This window comes from Pseudomonas sp. LF020 (assembly GCF_053456425.1).
The window spans coordinates 231552-252867 of record NZ_JBRFIX010000005.1 but is presented as its reverse complement, the minus strand read 5'-3'; the positions used below and the strand labels follow the sequence as shown (position 1 = coordinate 252867).

Below are 21316 nucleotides of genomic sequence, written 5' to 3'. Positions count from 1 at the left end.
TCGCAGCCTGCGGCAGCTCCTACATTGGAACGCGATCACTGTAGGAGCTGCCGCAGGCTGCGATCTTTTCAGGTACCCCCATAAATTTGTGCATGGAGCAAACGTTCTAGCTTGGATAAAGCCTGCTTCATGGCTGACACAGGTAGGGCAATGAAGATTTCTCGACGATGGTTCATGGCGGGCCTGGCGCTGACCGGCGCTGCCGTGCCTGCGGCGTATTTCGGGCATCGTGAATGGACGAAGCCGGACCCGACGATCACTCCGGGCGAAGCGTCTTTCGACGTCGCCGACAGGGCCGGGCAGCGCCTGGCGAATGCGTTGCGCGGGGTGTGGGATATCCGTTTCGAAGGTGCCGATGCCGGCCTCGAAGGCTTGCCGCCCAAGGGCCTGCAAGTGTTTCTCGACATCGGCCAGAAGGGACGCGGCGTGTGCGGTTTCCTCGACACGCCCGAGCGCCTGCGTTCCGCTGAAACACCGCGTTACCGAATTCTTGGCGACCTCGCGAAAGCCGATGCGGCAAAGCTGAGCTGGCGCCTGATTGGTGTCGACGGCCAGATCAGCTATGAGCTGGAGATGATCCTCGATGAGGTCTGGGCCGACTTCGGCAATGCCGGCAGTGGCACCCTCAGCGGCAAGGCCTTGCGCCTGGATCGAGCGCTGGCCTTGCCGGCGCAGGACAATCGCTTCGTCGCCGTCAAGCGGCTGTTTCCCGAAGCCCGCGAGCGCACGCCGCTCAACCCGACGTTGCTGGCGTGGTTGATCTCTCCCGAGCATCGCCTGTTTCACCAGTTGTGGCATGCGACCCGGGACAAGTGGCACAAACTGCCCGAGGACAAACGCGAAGCCTTGCGCGGCATTGGCTGGCAGCCCGGCCCGCGCGACAAGGAGCGCGATGCCCGTGGCCCGCGCAAGGATCGCAATGGCTCGGGCGTGGACTTTTTCTTCATGCACCGGCACATGCTCGGGACGGCGCGCTCGATGCAGGATCTACCGTCGTGGGCGTTTTTCCCGCTGCCGCAGCCGGAGCTGATTCGCGACCGCGTCGGCTTCGCCCGCTATTTCGACAACCACGACGGCGCGGCCTTGCCGCCCACCTGGACGGCGGCGGGCGATGACGAGTTCAGCCAGTGGGTCAGCGACATCAAGACTGCCGAGACCTACGAAAGCAACTTCCAGGTCTGGGAGTCGCAGTATCGCGATCCGGCATATTTGGCCCGGCTCACCCTCGGCCAGTTCGGTTCTGAAGTCGAGTTGGGTCTGCATGACTGGCTGCACATGCGCTGGGCCTCCGTGCCACGCGATCCGTCCAACGGTCAGCCGGTACCGTTTGCCCGCGATCCGGCGGACTTCGCGGCGCGTTGGTATAACGCCGAAAACGATTTCCTCGGCGATCCGTTTTCTTCCCACGTCAACCCGACGTTCTGGCATTTCCATGGCTGGATCGACGATCGCATCGAGGACTGGTTCCGCGCCCATGAGCGTTTCCATCCGGGCGAAGTCACGCGGCTGCAGGTCAATGGCGTGCCATGGTTTGCTCCGGGGCGCTGGGTGGAAGTCGACGACCCGTGGCTCGGGCCGATCACTCATGGCTGCAGCACCACGCCGGGATTGCAGATGGGCAAGTCAGTGGAGATGGATCCGGAAACCATGAAACTGGCGCTGCGCATCACCTTCATCACCGACGAGGAAAAACTCGCCGGCCTGTTCCGCCGCGTGCCGCAACGGCCATGGTATGCGCGCAATCTGAAGCCTAAGACCAGCCCGGCTTGAGGGCTGCGTCATCGTTCATTCGCGAGCAGGCTCGCTCCCACAGGTTCAGGTGTCAGCCCGAGATAGCGGCAACACCGTCAATCAATGTGGGAGCTGGCTTGCCAGCGATAGCATTGGGTCAGGCAACGTTGATGTCGGGAGTGCTGGCCTCATCGCTGGCAAGCCAGCTCCCACAGGGTTGTTGTGTTGATTCGATTACAAAGTCTGCCACCCGCCGCCAAGTGCCTTGTACAGCGCAATGCTGGCCTGCACTCGTGACAGCCGCAGTTGTGCATGCTGATCCTGGGCCGCGTACAGCGTGCGCTGGGTTTCCAGCACCGTCAGCAAGTCTTCGGCGCCGGCCTGGTAGCGGCTCTGGGCGATGTCGAATGCGGTCTGCGCCTGATTCAGTTCTTCGTCCTGCCACAACCGTTGTTCATCCAGGCGACGAATGCTATTGAGCGCTTTTTCCACATCGGCGAAACCGTTGATGATCGCGCCACGGTAGGTTTCCAGAAGCTCTTGCTGGCGCGCCGTGGCCTTGTCGCGTTCAGCGCCGAGGCGACCGTTATTGAAAATCGGTGCGACCAGCCCGGCGGTCAGGTTGTAGAAAGGGCTGCGAATCAAATCGTCGAACTGATTGGCGCCCGAGCCGAGTTGGGCGGTCAGGGTCAGTGTCGGCAACATGGCCGCGCGAGCGACTTTGACGTCTGCCTCGGCGGCGGCCAGTTGGGCTTCGGCGCGTGCGATGTCCGGACGATGCGTGAGCAACTCGCTGGGCACGCCGGCGGCGATGTCTGGCCATTGCAGGTGCTCGAAGGACTCTGTCGCCGACAGTTGCTGCACCGGTCGGCCGAGCAGGGCGGCGAGGCTGATCAGCGCGTCCTGGGCTTGCTGTTGCACGCGCGGCAATTGCCATTGCTGGGCGGCGACCAGGCTCTTCTGTTGCGCCAGTTCCAACGCAGTTGCCGAGCCTGAATCAAACCGCGTCTGCACCAGTTTCAGCACGCTTTGTGCGTTGGCCAGATTGAGTTCGGCGATGCGGCTCTGCTCGCGTAGCGACAAGGTTTGCGCATACGTGCTGGCAACGCCGCTGAGCAATGTCAGCTCGACCGTCGCCCGGTCGAATTCGCTGGCCTGCAGAGCGAACTGCGCACTGTCGCGCGAGGCGCGTTTGCCGCCCCAGAAATCGATTTCGTAGGTGGCGCTCAGGTTGGTATCGAAATAGTCCACCGCCTTGTTGCTGCTGTTGGCATCGAGTTGGCTGTAGCCATTGCCGCGCAGCAGTTTCTGCCGATTGGCATTCAGGCCGGCCTTGACCTCCGGCAACTGAGAGCCGCCAGCGATGACAGTGCCTGCCTGCGCCTGACGCACTCGAGCGACGGCGGCCGCGAGGTCGAAACTGCCGACGCGAGCCTGTTCGATCAGACGATCCAGTTCCGGGCTGCCAAATTGCGTCCACCACTGCGGGTTGTTGCGGGCAACGCTGGCGCCATGGGGCGATTGCCAGGCAGCAGGCGCCTGCACACCGCTGTCCGGGCGTTGAGCGGGACTGCCGCAGGCGCTGAGGATCAGGCACACGGTCAACAGGCTGAGGCGCGGTTTCATAGATCGATCATTCACTGGTAAGGGCCGTGACCGGGTCGAGCCGGGCAGCTTTGCGGGCAGGCATGAAGCCGAAGACAACACCGGTGACCAGGGCGCAGCCGAAGGCGCCGAGTACCGCCATCAAGGAAAAAGCCACGGCCACTTCGCTGAGGATTAGCACGCCGCCGACGATCAGCGCCAGGGCGATCCCGGCAATGCCGCCGACCACCGAGAGCATCACCGCTTCGGTGAGGAACTGCCGGAGGATGTCGCGCTGGCGGGCGCCGGTGGCCATGCGAATGCCGATCTCGCGAGTCCGCTCGCGCACGGTCATGAGCATGATGTTCATCACGCCGATACCGCCAACCAGCAGCGAGATCGCGGCAATCGAGCCGAGCATCAACGACAGGGTGTTCTGGGTGCGCGCCTCGGCCTGAATCATCGCGGCGTTGTTGGTCAGTTCGAAATCCTTCTTGCCGTTGTGCAGGCGCAGCATCAGTTGCTCGATGGCTTGCTCGGTGTCCTTGACCTTGCGCGCGTCGGCGGCGGCGATGGCCACGTATTCCGGATTGCGCGTGCCGAACAGCCGAACGCTGGCCGCCGAATAGGGGATGGCGATGCGATTGTCGCTGTCGGAGTCGCCGGAGCTGGCGCCTTTTTCTGCGAGTACGCCGACCACCTGGAACGGCACATTCTCGATCAGGATGAATTGGCCGATCGGGTTCGGCACATCCTTGAGCAGTTTGCTGCGCACCTTGTGGCCGATCACCGCAACGGCTGCAGCATTCTGCTCATCGGCCTCGGTGAAGTAACTGCCTTGCACCACCGGCCAGTTGAAGATCGCCGGGAAGTTGGTGTCGTTGCCACCGACGTAACTCAGGTGGTCGGCATTACCGTAACGTACGCCGGCCTCGGCGCCGTTGACCGGCATGATCCGCTGCACTTGCGGCAGGCTGGCCAGCGCGTGCACATCGTCGAGGGTGATGATCCCCGGCGGCGTGCGCGGGTTGGGCGCCGAGCCGCTCAGATAAATGATGTTCGACCCGAAGGCGCCCATCTGCGCCATCACCTGGCGTTTACTGCCTTCACCGACCGCCAGCATCACCACCACCGAGGCCACGCCGATGATGATCCCGAGCAGGGTCAGCGCGGTGCGAAAGCGGTTGATCCACATCACTCGCCACGCAGCGTGCAGGGCATCGACCAGTTCACCTTTCCAGGCACCAGTGGCGTCCGCGCCCACGGCCAGGCGCTGGCGCAGATCCACTGCTTGCAGGGCGCCGGGATTGGCGCTGATCTGGGCGTGGGGATTATCGCGGGCGCTGTCGCTGATGATCAGGCCGTCGCGGATTTCGATGATGCGTTTGGCCCGGGCCGCGACTTCGCGGTCGTGGGTGATGAGGATCACCACGTGGCCCTGGCTCGCCAGTTCGTCGAGCAGCGTCATCACCTCTTTGCCGCTGTGGCTGTCGAGGGCGCCGGTGGGTTCGTCGGCGAGGATGATGTGGCCGCCGTTCATCAACGCCCGGGCAATCGACACCCGTTGCTGCTGACCGCCGGACAACTGATGCGGGCGGTTGCCTGTGCGCGAGGCCAGACCGAGGCGGTCGAGCAGGGCGGCGGCGCGGGCGTGACGTTCGGCAGCCGGGGTGCCGGCATAGATCGCCGGCATCTCGACGTTTTCCTGAGCCGAGCCGGATGGAATCAGGTGATAGCCCTGGAACACAAAACCGAAGGCTTCGCGGCGCAGCCAGGCCAGCTCGTCGCTGTCGAGGCCAGCGACGTTTTCCCCGGCAAAGCGATACTCGCCGGAGGTCGGCCGGTCGAGGCAGCCGAGGATGTTCATCAGGGTCGATTTGCCGGAGCCGGAAGCGCCGACAATCGCCACGAATTCGCCGGCGTGGATCGACAGGTCGATACCGCGCAGCACGTGAACTTCAGGCGCGTCACCGCCACCGTAGGATTTGCGGATGTCCTGCAGGTCGATCAGAGGCGTTTGCATTCAGCCTCCGCTGCCGTCGACCGGGCCGATCAACAGGTGATCGCCTTCATTGAGGCCGTCGACAATCTGCACTTTGAGCCGGTCGCTGATGCCGGTGCGCACCTCGCGTTGCTGGATGTCGCCGTTGGCCGCCACCACCTGGGCGGTTTGCAGGTTGGCCGTGGTGCTGCCCTGCAACGCGGCAACTGGCGCGGTGAGCACGCCTTTGGCCTGATTGGCGACGAAGAACACCTGAGTGGTCATTTCCGCCATCAGTGCGTTGTCGGCGTTATCGACGTCGAGCAAAACCGTGTACAGCACAACGCGGGCGCTGCCGCTTTTACTGCTGCTGGCCGGGCTGCCGCCGCCCTGGCTGGTCTGGTCCAGCGGCTTGGGCGGCACCGGCAGAATCTGCCGCACGGTGCTGCTCCAGCGGCGCTGGCCGCCGCTGAGGGTGGTGAAATAGGCGGTCATGCCCGGTTTGACGTGGCCGATGTCGGCCTCGGAGACCTCGGCCCACACGGTCATCGGTGACAGCTTGGCGATGCGCAGGATCAGCGGCGTTTGCTGTTGCGCGTTGAGGGTCTGGCCTTCGCGGGCGTCGAGGGCTACCACGGTGCCGGCCATCGGCGCGTAGATTCGGGTGTAGCCGAGTTCGGCCTGATCACTGCGCAGGCTCGCTTCTGCCTGGCGGATCTGCGCCTGGAACATGTCGACGCGGGCCTGAGTGGCTTTCAGTTCGGCGCGGGCGGTCTGCACGTCTTCTTCACGGGTGGCGCCGCCGGCGGCGAGATTCTGCTGACGCTGATACTTCTGCCGCGCCAATTCATGCTGGGCGCGCTGCTCCTGCAATTGCGCCTTGAGGTTTTCGATGGAGAAGCGCCCGGCGTCGAGTTTGGCCTTCTGCGTGGACGGATCGATTTCCACCAGCAGTTGACCTTCCTTGACCACGTCACCGACTTCGACGTGGATTTTCTGGATCTGCCCGGAGGCCTGCGCGCCGACATCGACATACCGGCGCGGTTGCAGGGTGCCCAGCGCGGTGACGCTGCTTTCGATGTCGCCACGGCTGACTTGCACGGTGGCGAAGCGCTCGCGGCCCGGCGGCATGATTTGCCATGCGGCGTAGGCAACAACGGGAATCAGACAAAGGACTGCGAGCAGGGCGCGTCGAGCGGGGCGGGGACGTTTCATGCAGGGTTCCGGCCAGTGGAATTCGGCCCGTCGTTCGGTTGCACGCCACAGCGCGCAGCCGCTGAACGCTGTCGCGGGGCGCGACAGACACGGGGAGCTGTCCTGTAAACGATGGATGTGGAGGGGAATTTAAGCGAAGACACAGGATGTTACAGGTATAGAACGGCACTATTTGACGGGCAACGACAAACGCCACTTTAAATCTATATGAGAATTACTATAAATTACGCACCTCAAGTTGCCACTATCTTGCTACCCGTGTTCGCGGGCCGTCGATCAGTGTGCTCAAGGATCGAATCCGCATCGAAGCGGCCGGGAGTCATGTTGGAAAACTACTATCGCGAGCTGGTGTGTTTCCTGAACGCCAAGCTCGGCAACCGTCAGGTCGCCGAAGATGTGGTGCATGACGCTTATGTGCGGGTTCTGGAACGCTCCAGCGACACGCCCATCGAGCAGCCGCGGGCCTTTCTCTATCGCACCGCGTTGAATCTGGTGATCGATGATCATCGGCGCAACGCCTTGCGCCAGGTCGAGCCACTGGAAGTGCTCGACAGCGAAGAGCGTTATTTCACCCCGTCGCCCCATGGCACCCTCGATCACGGCCAGCGTCTGGAGATGCTCCAGCGCGCCCTGGCGGAATTGTCGCCGCTGTGTCGCGACAGTTTTCTGCTGCGCAAGATCGAAGGCCTGTCGCACCCGCAGATCGCCGAACATCTGGGGATTTCCAAGGCGCTGGTGGAAAAGCACATCGTCAATGCGATGAAGCATTGCCGCCTGCGCATCAAACAATGGGATGCCCATTGAGCCGCCATCGCTAAATTTTATTTCACTGTCCTCGTTCCTACTCAACAGACGACCTGCTGTCCTGCTCAAGGCCAGTCGGGTCACTTAGGCTCTCCTTTCCCCTTGTTGAGGGGTTCATCCAGAGGACACTGGAAATGACTCAGGCAATTGCATCGCCCATCGTTCACGACCTGATCGGCGTCGGTTTCGGCCCTTCGAACCTGGCGCTGGCCATCGCTCTGCAAGAGCGCGGCCCGACCCACGGCGAGCTGGATGTGCTGTTCCTCGACAAACAGGCCAACTACAGCTGGCACGGCAACACCCTGTCGACCCAAAGCGAGTTGCAGATTTCCTTCCTCAAGGATCTGGTGACCCTGCGCAACCCGACCAGCCCGTACTCCTTCGTCAACTACCTGAAGGCCCATGGTCGTCTGGTGGACTTCATCAACCTCGGCACCTTTTATCCGTGCCGCATGGAGTACAACGACTACCTGCGCTGGGTTGCCGGGCAGTTCACCGAGCAGAGCCGTTATGGCGAAGAAGTGCTGACCATCGAGCCGGTGCTGCACAACCACCAGGTTGAAGCGCTGCGCGTGATCTCCCGTGATACCGAGGGCCAGCAATTCGTGCGCACCGCACGTTCGGTGGTGGTCAGCGCCGGCGGCACGCCGCGTATTCCCGAAGCGTTCAAGGCGCTCAAGGGCGACAGCCGCGTGTTCCACCACTCGCAGTACCTGTCGCAGATGGCCAAGCAGCCGTGTGTGAACAACCAGCCGATGAGCATTGCGATCATCGGCGGCGGGCAGAGCGCGGCGGAGGCGTTCATCGATCTGAACGATTCGTTCCCGTCGGTGCAGGTCGACATGATCCTGCGCGGCTCGGCCCTCAAGCCTGCGGACGACAGCCCGTTCGTCAACGAAGTGTTCTCGCCGGAGTTCACCGATCTGGTGTTCCAGCAAAACAGTGCCGAGCGTGAGCGCTTGGTCAACGAGTACCACAACACCAACTACTCGGTGGTGGACATCGACCTGATCGAGCGCATCTACGGCATCTTCTATCGACAGAAAGTCTCGGGCGTCGCCCGTCACGCGTTCCGCACCCTGACCACCGTCGAAAGCGCCACCGCCACCGAGCGCGGCATCGAACTGGCGGTACGCAACAACGCCACCGGCGAAGTCACCGTGCGTGTCTATGACGCTGTAGTCCTGGCCACTGGTTATGAGCGGCAGATGCACCGCAAACTGCTGGCGCCACTGGAAGAATACCTCGGCGATTTCGAGGTCGATCGCAACTACAAACTGATCACCGACGAGCGCTGCAAGGCCGGCCTGTACATGCAGGGCTTCTGCCAGGCCAGCCATGGTCTGAGCGACACGCTGCTGTCGGTGTTGCCGGTGCGTGCCGACGAGATTGCCGGTTCGCTGTATGAGCATGGCAAGCATCGTGGGCATCGTTCGGTGGCGGATCTGTTGTTGGCGACTGCCAGCTGAATCAGCATTGCCTGATCCACCGCAATCGCTGGCAAGCCAGCTCCCACAGGATCTGTTTCGGATGCAAAACTTGTATTCACTGGAGATTCTTGTGGGAGCGGGCTTGCCCGCGATAGGGCCCTGAAGGCCGGCGAAATATCTGAATCCTGAACCCTTCCTGAACATCCCCGATATTCCCCGACACACCTCCTTACACGGGTTTACTCTCCAATCATCGAGGCGTAAGCTTCGCGCGTTTTCATCAATAGCGGAGACCCACAGTGGGTACTTGTTCGAGTGACAGTTGTCGGCCGGTCTCGGTAACCGGCAGATTCTCGGCAAGATAACGCGCAGCCTTTCTCTGCCGTTGTCTCGCCGTAAAGCGAGCAGCGGCATCCCGATCATGACCAGCAAGGTCATGTCCCGACGTCCTTCTCATCGACACTGAATGTGCGTGGTTTCGACCTAGTGGTCGCAATCGCAAACCTATCGACACGCCTGTCTTTTCTGACCGGCGCGCCAAGCCTCGCCGTGCCGGTTTTTCCGGCGCACGAGGCGCGGTCGTACCTGCTCGACGGTTTCCCGGCTGACCATAGGGGCAACAGCCATGAAACTTACGCTCAAGGAATTTTTCGCAGGCTTCCTGCGTACACGCCACATCGCCCGGCACTTCCGTCGTCTGGCGCTGCTGGAATCGATCAGCGACACCACGGTCAGCCGTGAAGTGCCGCCCACCCTGGCCAACACCCTGGTCGATGCGGCCCATCGCGACAGCGGTGAACTGCTGTCTTCGCTGGGCACCCACACCGACGGGCTGACCGATTTTGAAGTCGATGCACTGCAAGCGCAGTACGGCCTCAACGAAGTCGATCACGAGCAGCCGCTGCCATGGTGGACCCACCTGTGGCACTGCTACAAAAACCCGTTCAACCTGCTGCTGACCCTGTTGGCGGTGATCTCGTGGCTGACCGAAGACCTGAAAGCCGCCACCGTGATCTTCTCGATGGTGGTGCTGTCGACGCTGCTGCGTTTCTGGCAGGAAAGCAAATCCAACCAGGCCGCCGACGCGCTCAAGGCCATGGTCAGCAATACCGCCACGGTGATGCGCCGCGATGAGCCGCGCGTCGAGTTGCCGATCAAGCAACTGGTGCCGGGCGACCTGATCGTGCTGTCAGCCGGCGACATGATTCCCGCCGACTGCCGGGTGCTCAGCGCCAAGGACCTGTTCGTCAGCCAGGCGGCGATGACCGGTGAATCGATGCCGGTGGAAAAGTTTGCCCGCCAGGCCGACCGTGACACGCGCAATCCGCTGGAGCTGGAGAACATCCTGTTCATGGGCACCAACGTGGTGTCCGGCACGGCGGTGGCGGTGATTCTCACCACCGGCAACAGCACCTATTTCGGTGCCCTGGCCCAACGTGTGGGGGCAACTGATCGCGCGGTGACTTCGTTCCAGATGGGCGTGAACAAGGTCAGCTGGTTGCTGATCCGCTTCATGTTTGTCATGGCGCCGCTGGTGTTGTTCATCAACGGGTTCACCAAGGGCGACTGGACTGAAGCACTGCTGTTCGCGCTGTCGATTGCCGTGGGTCTGACCCCGGAAATGCTGCCGATGATCGTCACCTCGACCCTGGCCAAAGGTGCGGTGTTCCTGTCGCGCAAGAAAGTCATCGTCAAGCGTCTGGATGCGATCCAGAACTTCGGCGCCATGGACGTGCTGTGCACCGACAAGACCGGCACCCTGACCCAGGACAAGATCTTCCTCGCGCGCAATGTCGATGTCTGGGGTGAAGATTCCGATGACGTGCTGGAAATGGCCTACCTCAACAGCTACTACCAGACCGGACTGAAAAACCTGCTCGACGTGGCGGTGCTGGAGCACGTGGAAATCCACCGCGAACTGAAGGTCGGCACGGCGTTTCGCAAGGTCGATGAAATCCCGTTCGACTTCAATCGCCGGCGCATGTCGGTGGTGGTCGAAGGGCGTGGTCAGCCACATCAACTGATCTGCAAAGGTGCGGTGGAAGAAGTGCTGGCGGTGTGCACCCGTGTGCAGCACGGCGATGTCGAGGAAGCCTTGAGCGATGAATTGCTGACCCGGATTCGTCAGGTCACCGCAGCATTCAACGCTGAAGGCTTGCGCGTGGTGGCGGTGGCTGCCCGTTTGATGCCGCAAGGTCGCGACACCTACAGCCTGGCGGATGAGCAGGAACTGACGCTGATCGGTTACGTGGCGTTCCTCGATCCACCGAAGGAAAGCACCGCACCGGCGCTCAAAGCGCTGGCCGAGCACGGCGTGGCGGTCAAGGTGCTGACCGGTGACAACGAACTGGTGACCGCGAAGATCTGCCGTGAAGTCGGTCTGGCGCAACAGGGCTTGCTGCTGGGCAACGATGTCGAGCGCATGAGCGATGCCGAACTGGCGGTGGCGGTGGAGAACACCAACGTGTTCGCCAAGCTGACGCCGTCGCACAAGGAGCGCATCGTGCGCATCCTCAAGGGCAACGGGCACGTGGTCGGGTTCATGGGTGACGGCATCAACGATGCGCCGGCGCTGCGTACCGCCGACATCGGGATTTCGGTGGACAGCGCGGTGGACATCGCCAAGGAAGCCGCCGACATCATCCTCCTGGAAAAGAGCCTGATGGTGCTGGAGGAGGGCGTGCTCGAAGGGCGCCGGACCTTCGCCAACATGCTCAAGTACATCAAGATGACCGCCAGTTCCAACTTCGGCAACGTGTTCTCGGTGCTGGTGGCCAGTGCGTTCATTCCGTTCCTGCCGATGCTGCCGATGCACCTGCTGGTACAGAACCTGCTCTACGACATTTCGCAGATCGCGATTCCGTTCGACAACGTCGACAAGGAGATGCTGAAGAAGCCGCAGCGCTGGCAGCCGGCTGATGTCGGGCGCTTCATGCTGTTCTTCGGCCCGATCAGTTCGATCTTTGACATCCTGACGTTCGCCTTGATGTGGTATGTGTTCGATGCCAACACCCCGGACCACCAGACCCTGTTCCAGTCCGGCTGGTTCGTGGTGGGGCTGCTGACCCAGACGCTGATCGTGCACATGATCCGCACGCCGAAGATTCCGTTCCTGCAAAGCCGCGCAGCCATGCCGCTGCTGGTGATGACCGGAATCATCATGGCGGTGGGGATCTTCCTGCCGATGGGGCCGCTGGCCAACTACTTCAAACTGCAGGCGCTGCCGTCGCTGTACTTCGTGTTCCTGCCGGTGATCCTGCTGGCGTACATGGCGCTGACCCAGGCGGTGAAAGGTTTCTACATCCGCCGGTTCGGCTGGCAATAACAGCAGGCTGCAACCTTCACCTGCAACCCTGTAGGAGCTGCCGCAGGCTGCGATCTTTTGATTTTGTTTTTACAAGACAAGATCAAAAGATCGCAGCCTGCGGCAGCTCCTACAGGGATCGGCTATTTCAAGTGAATTGGCAGCAAGCCCAACAAAGGGACTGTGATCTATTCAAGGAGCTTCATCATGCAAGCCATCAACAACCTCAACCTGACTTCCTTGCTCGACACCCTGGTCAGCCTCAGCGCCGCCTTCATCCTCGGTGGCCTGATCGGTTTCGAGCGCCAGTACCGGCAACGCACGGCAGGCCTGCGCACCAACGTGCTGGTGGCGGTCGGCGCGGCAATATTCGTCGACATGGCCAACCGTCTCGGCGGTGCTGAAGGTGCGGTGCGGGTGGTCGCCTACGTGGTTTCCGGCATCGGCTTTCTCGGTGCCGGGGTGATCATGCGCGAGGAGGGTAATGTGCGCGGCCTCAACACCGCCGCGACTCTGTGGACTTCCGCCGCCGTCGGTGCCTGCGCCGGTGCCGACCTGCTGGCCGAAGCGGTGCTCGGCACGCTGTTCATTCTGGCCGCCAACACCTTGCTGCGGCCGATCGTCAACAACATCAACCGCCAGCCGCTGGACGTGGTCTCGGCGGAAGTCACCAACATCGTTTACGTGATCGCCCGGCGTTCGCAGCAGAAAGCCGTGTTCGCCCTGCTCGAAGCCGAGCTGGAACGCAGCAACTACCCGGCCAGCGACGTCGATGTGCACGCCTTCGGTGCCGACGAAATCGAGATCGAAGCCACGCTGGCTACCACCTCGGTGGACGGTGACGAGCTGGATGCCCTGGTGGCGCGGATCTCGACTTCAGCGCTGGTGGTGCAGGCGTTCTGGAGTCCGAGTACGACGGAATAAGGCAACAACCTCGGACAGCCCTTCGGCATGGCTCAAGGGTGGGGATGAATGACCGGTTTTTTAGGAAAAGTCCTACAGAACTGCTCCTGAGGCTTGCGTAGTCTTGGCGCACCCATCCACCGCCCCGAGATCGAGCATGATCAATAAATCCCTGCGCATCCTGATTGCCGATCCGCAGCATTTTCACCGGATGAAAATCGAGCGCCTGTTCAATGGCCTCGACTACTTCCGCGTCGCTCCGGTACAGAGTCTGCCTGAGCTGCTGACCCTGGTGGACTACGGCTATGCACCGTTCGACGTCGTGGTCATCAACGCCGAGCTGGCGGCCGGAGCGCTGGACCTGCCGGGGTTTTTCCTCCACAACCCGCAGGTGCGCCAGGTCCTTATCTATAACGAACCCTCCGCACCCGCACTGACGCCTGCTGGCTTCGCTCAGGAAAACCTGCAGATCAGCCCTGTCGCCTTGCCCAATGCGGCCGCGATCAAGCACCTGATGGCGCGGGTCGATGTTGCCCCGGTTTGCGCGGCGAACACATGGGAAACGGCGCCAGCCTCGCAGCACCGGGGCTTGAGCATGGATTTCCCTTTGGCGCAACTGTCAGATCTGACAGGTAGATACGCTTTGCTTCCCGTGTAACAGTCTTTGCGCAGCCACCCCGGCGGGAACAGCGGGTGGCGCTATCCATCGTCCTGTTTTTGCACTGGGAGCGGTCATGAAGTCAGCGCTGATCGTCGACGATCATCCGGTGGTAAGGGCTGCCGTGAAACTTGTCCTCGAAACCGAAAGGTTCAAGGTGATTCACGAAGCATCCAGCGCCAGCGAAGCCATGGCGCTGAGCCGGGAGCACAAGCCGAAACTGGTGGTACTCGATCTCAAGCTGCCGGGGCTCGGCGGACTGGAGGTACTGGAGCGGCTCAAGGCCACTGATCCCGAGTGCAGGGTCCTGATTTTTACCTCTCAGGATCCGCTGCACTATCAGGATCGCTGTCTGCGTAGCGGCGCCATGGGTTACGTGGCCAAAACCAACCAGTTGCTGCAATTGCACAAGGCTGTCCAGGCGCTGATGTCGGGCTACTCCTATTTTGCTGCACTGCCTGATAGCGGCCCGGTGTCGTCGCCGTCGCACCGCAGCGAAAAGCAGCTGATCGACGAGCTCTCCAACCGTGAACTGAGCATTCTCGAGCAATTGGCTCTGGGCAAGCCCAACAAGAATATCGCGGCCGAAATGTTCCTCAGCCACAAGACCGTCAGTACCTACAAAACCCGCTTGATAAAAAAGCTGGGTCTGCACTCAAAGTCAGCGGTGTACTTGCGCGAATTCGCCAAGCGCAACCATTTGATCTGAGTGGAAAATGAATCTGCGACGCTGGTGGTGCGTGCTGTGGTTGAGCATCACGGCCACCTGCTGGGCCAGTGAGCCGCCACAGCCTCTGGAGTTGTTGAGCCAGGCGGCACTGGAAAATATCCGGGTTCCGCTCGACGAGCAGGATCGCCAATGGCTGCGCCAGCACCCCCGGTTGCGCATGGGCATTTCCGGCGCCGATTACCCACCGTTTGAAATCACCCGCAATCGGCTGGAGCTGGAAGGGCTGACCGCCGATTACGCGGAGCTGCTGGCGCAACTGCTCGGTGTGCGGATCGAGGTGCAACGCTTTACCCATCGCGACGCGCTGATGAGTGCACTCAAGCGCGGCGAACTCGATCTGCTGGGCACCTCGAACAATTTCGAACTGGCCGATGCGGATTTCATTTTGTCGCGCCCCTACGCTGAAGATCAGCCGATGCTGGTCACCCGGCTCGACGAAACATTGCCGGCGGACCTGGCAGGCAAACGCATCGCCATGGTCGAGGATTATCTGCCGCTGACCAGCGTGCAGGCGTTCTACCCCGAGGCGAAGGTGCAGCGCTATCCCTCGGCGATGGACGCGCTGGGTGCGGTGGCATTCGGCGTCGATGACGGCTACCTCGGTGATCTGATCAGTGCCAATTACCTGATCAACACCAATTATCGCAATGACCTGCAACTGGCCGGGCCTTCCGGGCTGGATGCCAATCCCTTCGGTTTCGCCCTGCTGCGCAGTGACGTACGCCTCAAACGCATCATCGACAAGGCGCTGGCGGCGATTCCCATGGAGCGTCGTCAACTGATCGAGCAGCGTTGGAGCGCGGGGCGCGCGCACATGGCCGCGCAGTCGCGGGTGCGCTTCAGTGCCAGCGAGCAGCAGTGGCTGGCGCAACATCCGCGGGTGCGGGTCGGTGTGATCGAGGACTTCGCACCGCTGACGTTCTTTGATGCCGACGGGCGATTCAATGGGCTGTCGGCGCAGTTGCTCAACCTGATCGGTCAGCGTACCGGGCTGCAATTCGAAGTGATTCGTGGACGTTCGCTGGACCGCCAGATCGAACAGCTCAAGGCCGGTGAGCTCGACGTGCTGCCGGTGGTGACCCCGAGCAGCGAACGCGAAGCCGAGCTGCAATTCACCCGCTACTACCTGAACAACCCGTTCGTGCTGGTCAGTGCGACAACCGCGGGTAGTCCGCGCAGCCTCATTGATCTGCCGGGCAAGCGCCTGGCGATTTATCGCGGTCATCCGTTGCGCGACTACATTTTGCAGCGAGTGCCCGGGATCCGCCTGGTGGAGGTGCGCAGCCCGGCCGAGGGCATGGAACTGATCGCCAAGGGGCAGGCCGACGCGACCGTCAGCTCGCTGCTGGTGGCGCGCTTTCTGATCGCCCGCCATTACCGCGAGCGCCTGCGCATCACCAACACGATCGGCGATCAACCGGCGCGGATCGCCCTGGCGACCGCAGCGCAAGATACGGCGCTGCACACGATTCTGAACAAGGCGCTGCTGAGCATCGCGCCACAACAGATGGACGAACTGGTCGAGCGCTGGAGCCATGACGTGGTTGTGGAAGAGAGCTATTGGCAGCGTCATCGCCACGAAATCCTTGTGGCGTTTGCCGGTGCGGCAGGGCTGCTGTTGCTGGCCTTGGCCTGGATCGCTTTTCAGCGTTGGCAGTTGCGCCAGCGTCAGCAGTGGTTGCAGCAGTTGCAGCAGGCCAAGGATGCCGCCGACGACGCCAACCGGGCCAAGACCACGTTTCTGGCGACCATGAGCCATGAAATCCGCACGCCGATGAACGCCCTGATCGGCATGCTCGAACTCGCCCTGAAGCGTGCCGAGGAGGGCGTCACCGACAAGCTGGCGATCGAGGTCGCGTCCGCTGCCGGCCAGCAATTACTGGGGTTGATCGGCGATATTCTCGACATCGCGCGCATCGAGTCCGGGCATCTGTCCCTCGCGCCGCAACGGGTCAATCTGCGTGAACTGGTGAACTCGGTGTGCCGGGTATTCGAGGGGCTGGCGCGCGAGAAACGCCTGCTGTGGCAGGTCGAACTGGATGCGCACAGCGACGTCGAGGTCATGCTCGACCCGACACGCTTCAAGCAAGTGCTGTCGAACCTGTTGAGCAACGCGATCAAGTTCACCGAGCACGGTCAGGTCACTCTGCAACTGGCCGTGAGCAGGACAGCGCTCGGCCAGTCGGCCGTGAAAGTAGTGATTGAGGACAGCGGCATCGGCATCAGTGAAGACGACCGCAAACGCCTGTTCAGTCCGTTCGTCCAGGTCGGCAATCATGGCCAGTCAGCGCGCAGCGGCTCGGGATTGGGACTGGTGATCAGCCGCAACCTCTGCGAAATGATGGACGGAACACTGCACCTCGACAGTGAGCCGGGGCATGGCACGCGGGTCGAGATAAATCTGCAATTGCTGCCTCTGGCCGCGCTCGCCCCCGAGGCGGCAAGCCCCGCAGTGGCGGACACGCCGGTGCGTTCATTGAGCGTGCTGGTAGTGGACGATCATCCGGTCAACCGCTTGCTGCTGTGCTGGCAACTGAGTGAACTCGGCCACCGCACGGTCGACACCGAGGACGGTGAGCTGGGCTTGCAGCGTTGGCGGGCACAGGCCTTCGATGTGCTGATCACCGACTGCAACATGCCGCGGCGCAATGGCTACGAACTCGCCCGGACGATCCGTGACGAAGAGGCGGCGAGCGGCCGGGGGCATTGCCTGATCCTCGGGTTTACTGCCAACGCGCAAGTCGAGGAACGGGTTCGTTGCCTGGAAGCCGGCATGGACGATTGTTTGTTCAAGCCGATTCGCCTGGATGATCTGCAACAGGCGTTGCAGTTGGCCAGTCACGGAGACATCGATCACCTGCCGACCCCGGCAGTGACGTTGACTGAGATCGACCTGAGCGCGCTGGAGCAGATGGCCGGAGACGATCATGCGGTGATGCAACGCCTGCGCGAACAAGTGTTGCGCAGCTTGCACGACGATCTGCAACGGCTGGATGCGGCGCGTCAGCCACAGGATCTGGACGGGTTGCGGACACTGGCGCATCACATCAAGGGCGGTGCGCAAATGGTCGGTGCGGCGCGAGTGGCGGCGGCGTGCACGGATCTTGAACAGGCGTGCCGCGACGCCGAAACCCTGGCTGTCCACCGCTCGGTGGCTGCGCTGCGCACGGCCATGCTTGGCCTTGCGCAGCGGCTTCAGGACTGAGCGATCAATCCCACTGCGGGGCGATGCCTTTCGGGCTGGTCAGACGATGGCCGCGCTCCAGACCGGCGATCAGCGCCATATCGGGTTCGCTCAGGGTCAGCGTCGTGGCGCCGAGGTTGCTTTGCAGGTTGGCACGTTTGGTCGACGATGGAATCACCGCGTAACCCGACTGCATTGCCCAGGCCAGAGTGACTTGCGCCGGCGTCGCTTGCAGACGTTCAGCAATCTGCTGAATTACCGGATCCTTCAGCACTTCGCCATAGGCGAGGGTCATGTAGGAGGTGATCTGAATGCCCTGGCTGCGGGCGAACTCGACCACTTTGCGGTTTTGCAGGTACGGGTGCAGTTCGATCTGGTTGGTGGCGATGTTGTCTGCGCCAACCGCGGCGATGGCCTGTTGCATCAGCTCGATGGTGAAGTTGGACACCCCGATCTGCCGGGTCAGGCCCAGACGCCTGGCTTCGAGCAGCGCCCCCATGAATTCGGCGACCGGCACCTGATCTTCCGGCGACGGCCAGTGGATCAGCGTCAGGTCGAGATAGTCGGTCTGCAACTTCTGCAGGCTTTCCTTGAGGCTCTCGATTAGACGATCCTTGGCGAAGTTGGCGATCCAGATCTTGCTGGTGATGAACAGCTCTTCACGAGCAATGCCGCTGGCGGCGATGGCTTGACCGACCTCGGCTTCGTTCTCGTAGATCTGCGCGGTGTCGATGGCGCGGTAACCGAGTTCAAGGCCGGTGCGCACCGAATCGATGACCACCTGACCTTGCAGGCGAAACGTACCCAGACCAAAAGCGGGAACAGACATTGATGACTCCAGGGTTGCAGTGGGAATGGGCAGGAGTATCCGCGTCTGTGTCCTTGAGAAAAACCGCTGGTGGGGCAAAGCACTGTTGAGCAGAAGTCATGAATCTTGTAGGAGCTGCGGCACGCTGCGATCTTTTGATTTAAACAACAAGATCAAAAGATCGCAGCGTGCCGCAGCTCCTACAGGGGTTGTGAATCGCTCGGGAAGGGCGCATCACTGTTCTGCAGATGGAACACTGAAGCTGGTTTTTGCCGTCTAGTCCTCCAGCTGTCATGGATTTAAGCTTAATCCATTGCGTCACCCACCTTTTGGAGGCAACCATGAAAAACATCATCGGTATCTACACCAGCCCTCGCGGCCATTGGGTCGGCGATGGTTTCCCGGTGCGCACCCTGTTTTCCTATGACAACCTGGGCAAACACATCAGCCCGTTCCTGCTGCTCGATCACGCAGGTCCGGCCGAATTCACCCCGACTACCGAGCGGCGTGGCGTCGGCCAGCATCCGCACCGTGGGTTCGAAACGGTGACCATCGTTTACGACGGCGAGGTGCAGCACCGCGACTCGACCGGCAGCGGCGGCACCATCGGCCCCGGCGATGTGCAGTGGATGACGGCTGCATCCGGGATCCTGCATGAAGAGTTTCACTCGGATGATTTCGCTAGAACCGGCGGCAAGCTGGAGATGGTGCAGTTGTGGGTCAACCTGCCGGCCAAGGACAAAATGGCCGCGCCCGGCTATCAGACCATTGTTGATCGCGACATCCCGAATATTGCGCTGAAGGATAATGCCGGCAATCTGCGCCTGATCGCCGGTGAGTTCGAGGGGCATAAAGGGCCGTCGCAGACCTTCACGCCGATCGACGTCTGGGACCTGCGGTTGAACGCCGGCAAGTTGCTGACGCTGGATCTGCACGAGGGGCGCAACACCGCGCTGGTGCTGTTGAAGGGGGCGGTGCAGATCAACGGTGTGGAAACTGCAGGTGTCGGGCAGTTGGTGCTGTTCGAGCGCGACGGTCGTCAGTTGACCCTTGAGGCCAGTGAAGACGCCGTGGTGCTGCTGCTCAGCGGCGAACCGATTGACGAGCCGATCGTCGGCCATGGCCCGTTCGTGATGAACACCGAGCAGGAAATTCACCAGGCATTCGCTGACTTCCAGTCCGGGCGGTTTGGCCAGATGCACGGCTGATTGGCCTTTGTGGGAGCGGGCACTGCAGCGAGCCACAAATCCCAACCCAGACCCTGATCCCCTGTGGGAGCGGGCTTGCCCGCGAAAGCGTACGGTCAGTCGATGCTTATTTGGCTGACCCACCGCCTTCGCGGGCAAGCCCGCTCCCACATTGGTTTCCGGGTGTTTTTGCGCGGGCGTTCATCCGCTGAAATCAATTACTCCTACACTTGCCCAATCTGTGCGATCTTCTCGCGATTGGGCCCTGTCGGAGTGCTTTGATGTTGTCTTTTTTGACCGAACATCCGTTGTTTTGTGCGTTGATCCTGATCCTCCTCGATCTGGGCTTGTGGCGCCTGATCAGCTCCCGTGGCAGCGAGTGGAAGCTATTGGTGCGGGTGCTGATTTTCAGCCTGTTCAGCGTGCTGTTGTTCAACGAAGGCCTCAATCCGATGGAGCCGGCGCCATGGGCCGACAACGTGCCGCTGCACCTGGCGGCGACCGGCTTGCAGATCGGCTGGTGGCTGTTCGGCGCGCGCACCCTGACCGTGCTGATCGGCGCGGTGATGATGCAGCGCGTCGGGCACACCGGGCGGCTGTTGCAGGATCTGCTCGGTGCGGTGATTTTCCTGATCGCCATTATCGCGGCGCTGGCCTACGTGCTGGATCTGCCGGTCAAAGGTGTCCTGGCGACGTCCGGGGCCCTGGCGATCATCGTCGGTCTGGCGTTGCAGAGCACCCTCAGCGACGTATTCTCGGGGATCGTGCTCAACACCACCAAGCCCTATCAGATCGATGACTGGATCTCGATCGACGGCACCGAAGGCCGGGTCATCGACATCGACTGGCGCGCCACGCGTCTGCAGACCAGCCAGGGCAGCATGGCGGTGATTCCCAACTCGCTGGCGGCCAAGGCCAAGATCATCAACTTCAGCCGACCGAGCAACATGTTCGGGGTGGCCGTCAGCGTCCAGGTCAGCCCGCACGCGCGTCCGAATACGGTGATCGATGCGCTGGAGCGGGCGATGCAGGGTTGCCGCCCGCTGCTGGACAATCCCTCGCCGAGTGTCGCGCTGAAAAGCTCCGGCAGCGCCGGCGCGGAATATGAAATCAGCGGTTTCGTCTCGTCGATGGATCAGAAGCGCTCGGTGCGCAATCAGCTGTTCGATCTGGCTTATCGGCATCTGCAGGCATCCGGGGTCAATCTGTTGTCGAGTGTCGAACCGATCGTCGCCGGCAACCTCTCGCGGCCACGGGCGCTGCTCGACAGTTCGCCGATTTTCTCCACCCTGCGCCAGGAAGAGAAAGACACCTTCAGCCAGAACATGACCCTGCAAACCTTCCGTGCCGGCGAGACGATTCTCGAGGCCGGGGAGGTCAGTGATCATTTGTTCATCATCGAATCGGGTGTGGTCACCGTGACCTTGACCCGCCATGGCAGCCCGTTCGAATCCGGGCGCATGGGGCCGGGGGAGGTGATCGGCGAGGCCGGCATCCTCTCCGATTCGTCAGTGCCGGCGACCTTCGCGGCGAAAACCTTCTGCGCGCTGTATCGCATCGAGAAGACCTACCTGAAGCCGTGTCTGGATGCCCGCCACGACATCAACGAGGCGATGAAAGCCTTGCTCGATTATCGCCTGCACAAGGCCCAGACCCTGACGCAGGACGTGCCGGTCGTGGTGGCGAAAACCGGGTTCCTGCACTGGTTGCGCAATCGCGTGTGACGGGTGGTCTACTCGTCTTCCGGGAGATTGGCTATTTGTCCGGGGCAGTGGCGGGACTACCTTAGTCACACAT

At 61.8% G+C, this 21316-nt stretch carries 14 protein-coding genes; 10 read left to right on the top strand and 4 right to left on the bottom strand.

What is annotated here, in order from left to right; all coding sequences use genetic code 11:
* Positions 1–150 precede the first annotated feature (150 nt).
* Positions 151–1770, top strand: a complete 1620-nt coding sequence (gene pvdP, locus ACU680_RS14310) for a pyoverdine maturation tyrosinase PvdP (protein ID WP_448179778.1) — start codon at positions 151–153, stop codon at positions 1768–1770.
* Positions 1771–1965: 195 nt separating this feature from the next.
* Here pvdP and ACU680_RS14305 read toward each other — a convergent pair whose 3' ends face one another.
* Genes ACU680_RS14305 through ACU680_RS14295 form a run of 3 tightly spaced genes read right to left on the bottom strand, consistent with a single transcriptional unit; the run spans position 1966 to position 6511 of the window.
* On the bottom strand, positions 1966–3357 hold the full coding sequence (locus ACU680_RS14305) for an efflux transporter outer membrane subunit (RefSeq protein WP_448179777.1): 1392 nt from the start codon (positions 3355–3357) through the stop codon (positions 1966–1968).
* A 7-nt stretch (positions 3358–3364) separates the two neighbouring features.
* The gene (locus ACU680_RS14300; protein WP_007968298.1) at positions 3365–5338 is read right to left on the bottom strand and encodes a MacB family efflux pump subunit; all 1974 of its coding nucleotides are present in this window, start codon (positions 5336–5338) and stop codon (positions 3365–3367) included.
* Entirely contained in the window at positions 5339–6511 is a 1173-nt protein-coding gene (locus ACU680_RS14295; protein ID WP_007968297.1) for an efflux RND transporter periplasmic adaptor subunit, read from the bottom strand.
* A 321-nt stretch (positions 6512–6832) separates the two neighbouring features.
* Between ACU680_RS14295 and ACU680_RS14290 the strand changes: the two genes are divergently transcribed.
* The 7 genes from ACU680_RS14290 (at position 6833) to ACU680_RS14260 (ending at position 17545) form a co-directional block, all read left to right on the top strand.
* Entirely contained in the window at positions 6833–7315 is a 483-nt protein-coding gene (locus ACU680_RS14290) for a sigma-70 family RNA polymerase sigma factor (RefSeq protein ID WP_045122005.1), read from the top strand.
* 134 nt (positions 7316–7449) lie between these two features.
* Positions 7450–8784 (top strand): lysine N(6)-hydroxylase/L-ornithine N(5)-oxygenase family protein, encoded by a 1335-nt coding sequence (locus tag ACU680_RS14285; RefSeq protein WP_448179776.1) that lies wholly within the window; start codon positions 7450–7452, stop codon positions 8782–8784.
* A gap of 586 nt (positions 8785–9370) precedes the next feature.
* Positions 9371–12070 carry a magnesium-translocating P-type ATPase gene (gene mgtA / locus ACU680_RS14280; RefSeq protein WP_448179775.1) on the top strand — a complete coding sequence of 900 codons (2700 nt, stop codon included), beginning with the start codon at positions 9371–9373 and terminating at the stop codon, positions 12068–12070.
* Between the two features lie 186 nt (positions 12071–12256).
* Positions 12257–12973 (top strand): MgtC/SapB family protein, encoded by a 717-nt coding sequence (locus ACU680_RS14275; RefSeq protein ID WP_007968289.1) that lies wholly within the window; start codon positions 12257–12259, stop codon positions 12971–12973.
* Positions 12974–13109: 136 nt separating this feature from the next.
* On the top strand, positions 13110–13610 hold the full coding sequence (locus ACU680_RS14270; RefSeq protein ID WP_448179774.1) for a chemotaxis protein CheY: 501 nt from the start codon (positions 13110–13112) through the stop codon (positions 13608–13610).
* Between the two features lie 76 nt (positions 13611–13686).
* On the top strand, positions 13687–14319 hold the full coding sequence (locus tag ACU680_RS14265; RefSeq protein WP_007968285.1) for a response regulator transcription factor: 633 nt from the start codon (positions 13687–13689) through the stop codon (positions 14317–14319).
* Between the two features lie 7 nt (positions 14320–14326).
* Positions 14327–17545 carry a transporter substrate-binding domain-containing protein gene (locus tag ACU680_RS14260; protein WP_448179773.1) on the top strand — a complete coding sequence of 1073 codons (3219 nt, stop codon included), beginning with the start codon at positions 14327–14329 and terminating at the stop codon, positions 17543–17545.
* Positions 17546–17549: 4 nt separating this feature from the next.
* Here ACU680_RS14260 and dkgB read toward each other — a convergent pair whose 3' ends face one another.
* Positions 17550–18353 carry a 2,5-didehydrogluconate reductase DkgB gene (gene dkgB / locus ACU680_RS14255; RefSeq protein ID WP_448179772.1) on the bottom strand — a complete coding sequence of 268 codons (804 nt, stop codon included), beginning with the start codon at positions 18351–18353 and terminating at the stop codon, positions 17550–17552.
* Between the two features lie 320 nt (positions 18354–18673).
* On the opposite strand from dkgB, the gene ACU680_RS14250 reads away from it, so the two are divergent.
* Together ACU680_RS14250 and ACU680_RS14245 are read left to right on the top strand one after the other, a co-directional pair.
* Positions 18674–19540, top strand: a complete 867-nt coding sequence (locus ACU680_RS14250) for a pirin family protein (protein ID WP_448179771.1) — start codon at positions 18674–18676, stop codon at positions 19538–19540.
* Between the two features lie 260 nt (positions 19541–19800).
* A complete protein-coding gene (locus tag ACU680_RS14245) occupies positions 19801–21243 on the top strand; it encodes a mechanosensitive ion channel domain-containing protein (RefSeq protein ID WP_007968281.1) in 1443 nt (480 codons plus the stop codon).
* Positions 21244–21316 lie beyond the last annotated feature (73 nt).